The following is a 3,401-nucleotide window of genomic DNA, read 5'->3' as shown; positions in this document are numbered from 1 at the left end:
GGTCCGGGACGGCACCGGGCCCTCACGCCTGCTGGACGTGGTCGAAGGTCGGTCGAAGAAGGCGTTCAAGGACTGGCTGGCCGAGCGGGACCAGGCTTGACGCGATGGGATCGAGGTCGTGGCCATGCTTAATGCGTGGGTGATGCTTGTCGAGATTCTCCGGTAGATCACACTGTCGAGCTGTTAGCTGACGTCAGGGGATTCGATACCGCGGATGAGCGCCTGAATCGCGAAGACGCGTCGCGCTTGTTCGGTCGGACCTGTCAGCAGCGCTGCGCTCTGTCGGATATGTGGGAAGTGGTCGGCGTTCGCGGTTTCGTACGCGGCCCGGACATGGTCTCGTTCCGCGTTGCCGCGGCGGTTGTCTGATCGCACGGTTCGCTCGATTGCGGACGAGGCCGCGTATTGCGCGATGAGGTCTACCGCTAGCGCGGCCCGGTCAGGTGCGACACGGCCCAGTTCCATGAGCGCGAGCTCGTGTTCGGCGAGTCGCAGCGCACCGGGGAGCACGGGAATGGTGCCCAATGCGACCGTGCCGAGCCCCGGGTAGCTCTCCAGCGTCTCAATCGTGTTGACGATCGTCGCGGAGAGGGCATCCCGCCATCCGACGCCGTGGTCCGTTCCGCCTGCCATGGCGAGTGTGACGCGGGAGTAGGCAGCGTCGAGGACGTGCTCGAGGAGGATGTCGCGGCTGCCGAAGTAGGCGTATAGGGAAGCGGGCCCGGTCTCGACCTGCTCGGCGACATGGCGAAGCGAGACTGCATCGACCCCGCGTTCCCGGATCAAGCCCAGCGCGGCATCCACGATCGACTGCTGCGTCAGCGGCTCCTTCGCCGACCGTCCCCGCCGAGCCGGCGGTCGTTCCGATTGCTTTGCCATGTTCTCACTGTAGCACTTGACACGAATGACGTTCGTGACGAATACTATTCGCGAACGTTGTTCGTTAACTAAGCGGAGGTCATGTCATGACGGTTCTTGTGGTGGGTGCTAGCGGTGCGGTGGGAAGCGCTGTTGTGGCGGGGTTGCTCGAGCGCGGTGTGGAGGTGCGCGCGTCGAGCCGCACCCCGGAGAGGCTGGGCCTGCCTAAGCAGGTGCGGGTGTTCGCGGCTGACCTGAATGAGCCGGCGTCGTTCGCGGCCGCGTTGGACGGCGTGGATCGGGTTTTCCTCTATGCGGACCTGGAGGACCCGGAAGCGGTGACTGCCGCGTTCGTGGCTGCTGGGGTCCGGCATGTGGTGGTGCTGTCGTCTTCGTCGGTGACTTTCCCCGGGGCGGCTGAGGACTTCAACGGCTCTCGCTTCTTGCGCGTGGAAGCTGCTATCGAGAAGGCAGGTCTGGGATACACGTTCCTTCGACCGGGCGGTTTCGCCAGCAATGCGGCACGGTGGAGCTGGGGCGTGAAGGGGGAAAGCGCCGTACCGTTGCCCTACCCGGAGGCCGTGCAGGCACCCATCCACGAGCGGGACATCGCCGACGTCGCGGTGATCGCACTGACAAGTGACGCACTGATCGGTCAGGCGCCTGTTCTCACGGGCCCGGAACGGCTCACGCTGCGTCAGCAGGTCGACACGATCGGTGCGGTGATCGGCCGGCCGGTGGCGGTGATCGAGCAGACCGAAGCGGAATCCACCGCGATGCTCTCGCAATACGTCCCCGACGTCTGGGTGCACCAGATCATCAAGGACTGGCGCGAGGCCGTCGGCTCAACCCCTGCCCTGTCGAACGAATACACCCGCATCACGGGCCGGCCGGCCCGCACGTTCCGCACGTGGGTCGAGGACAACATCGACCTGTTCCGCTGATCCGCCCCCGCGACAAGAAGAAGGATCACGACCGTGTCGGCTCCCGCAATCCATGCTCAGACGCACCGGTGGGCGGCGCTGTGGGCGATCATCATCGGCTACTTCATGATCCTCGTCGACGCGACGATCGTGACCGTCGCCATCCCCACCATCTCCAACAAACTGCAGGCCGACACCGACACCGTTATCTGGGTGACCAGCGCGTACCTGCTCGCCTACGCGGTACCCCTACTCGTCACCGGACGGCTGGGGGATCAGTTCGGGCCGAAAAAGCTGTACCAGCTCGGGCTCGCGCTGTTCACCCTCGCCAGCCTAGGTTGCGGGCTCTCCACCAGCATCGGTCTACTCATCGCCGCGCGCGTCGTGCAAGGGGTGGGCGCCGCGCTGATGACACCGCAGACCCTCACCGTCATCACCCACCTATTCCCCCGCAGCAGTGCGGACCGGCCATGTCGATCTGGGGTGCAACAGCCGGGGCCGCCACACTCGTCGGTCCAATCCTCGGCGGCCTCCTCGTGGGAGCGTGGGGATGGGAATGGATTTTCTATGTCAATATCCCCGTCGGCGTGATCGGCTTCATCCTCGCGCAGCGGCTGCTCCCCACCTTCGCCACGACGGCGGGCAAGCTCGACACGGTCGGCGTCGTCCTCTCCGGAGCCGACCTGCTCCTGGTCGTGTTCGGCGTCCAAGAGGGCGCCACCTACGATTGGGGCACCATTTCTGGCCCCATCACCATCTGGTCCGTCATCGCAATCGGACTGGTATTCCTCATCGCGTTCGTCATCTGGGAAGCACGCCAGGGCGAACACGCGCTCATGCCCCTGCACCTGTTCCGGGACCGCGGGTTTGCAGGCTCTTCACAATTCGGGGTGTAGGTGTGGTCTGAATCCGCCGGCTTCGAGGAGTGCGCGGGCGATGTAGTTGGTGGGGTTGCGGAAGCCGAGGGCCAGGCCACGCAGGTGCTCGAGGCGACCGTTCACGGCTTCGGTAGGTCCGTTGCTCGTGCGCGGCCGGTCGAAGTAGGCCAGGACGTCGCAGGCGCGTCTGGTCAGGGTGCGGCCGAGCTTGCGCAGTTCTACCAACGCCTCAGGCACACTGTCGGCGAGGGCGTCGATCACGGAGCTCATCTCGACGCGGCCGGCTGCCCGGTCGGTGTGACGGTAGGCGGAGATCATGCGCTGGTAGATCCCCCAGGTGCACTCGACGTGCACGTGCCGGTCCCCAGCGAAGAGCTTGTCAAGGCGCTCGTGCTGGCGGTCGGTGAGCAGGTCAGCCCCGGTGTGCAGGGTCCGCCGCGCGGTGTAGAGCGGGTCGCCCTTGCGTCCGCAGTGTCCGTGCAGTTCCTGCTGGACTCGGCGGCGGCACTCATCGAGAGCGTCCCCGGCCAACCGGATGACGTGGAAGGGATCCATAACCGTGACGGCGTCCGGCAGCTCCTCGGTGGTGGCGGTCTTGAAGCCCGCGAACCCATCCATGGCCACGACCTCGATCCCATCGCGTCAAGCCTGGTCCCGCTCGGCCAGCCAGTCCTTGAACGCCTTCTTCGACCGACCTTCGACCACGTCCAGCAGGCGTGAGGGCCCGGTGCCGTCCCGGACC

The 3,401-nt window shown here is 65.8% G+C and carries 2 protein-coding genes and 2 pseudogenes; 2 read left to right on the top strand and 2 right to left on the bottom strand.

Translation table 11 applies throughout. The features are described from left to right. Positions 1-183 precede the first annotated feature (183 nt). On the bottom strand, positions 184-879 hold the full coding sequence (locus C1706_RS13825; protein WP_129459819.1) for a TetR/AcrR family transcriptional regulator: 696 nt from the start codon (positions 877-879) through the stop codon (positions 184-186). An 86-nt stretch (positions 880-965) separates the two neighbouring features. Here C1706_RS13825 and C1706_RS13820 point away from each other — a divergent pair, with 86 nt between their 5' ends. Together C1706_RS13820 and C1706_RS15030 are read left to right on the top strand one after the other, a co-directional pair. Further along, entirely contained in the window at positions 966-1,802 is an 837-nt protein-coding gene (locus C1706_RS13820) for an NAD(P)H-binding protein (protein WP_129459818.1), read from the top strand. Positions 1,803-1,907: 105 nt separating this feature from the next. Then, positions 1,908-2,677: pseudogene (locus tag C1706_RS15030) on the top strand (MFS transporter). Here C1706_RS15030 and C1706_RS13810 read toward each other — a convergent pair. After that, a pseudogene (locus tag C1706_RS13810) lies at positions 2,660-3,401 on the bottom strand (ISL3 family transposase); the annotation flags it as partial. The pseudogenes C1706_RS15030 and C1706_RS13810 sit on opposite strands and share 18 nt — an antisense overlap.

Origin of the sequence: Propioniciclava flava, from assembly GCF_004126535.1 — a bacterium.
GTDB classification, from domain to species: domain Bacteria; phylum Actinomycetota; class Actinomycetes; order Propionibacteriales; family Propionibacteriaceae; genus Propioniciclava; species Propioniciclava flava.
This window is presented reverse-complemented; position numbering and strand designations above follow the sequence as displayed.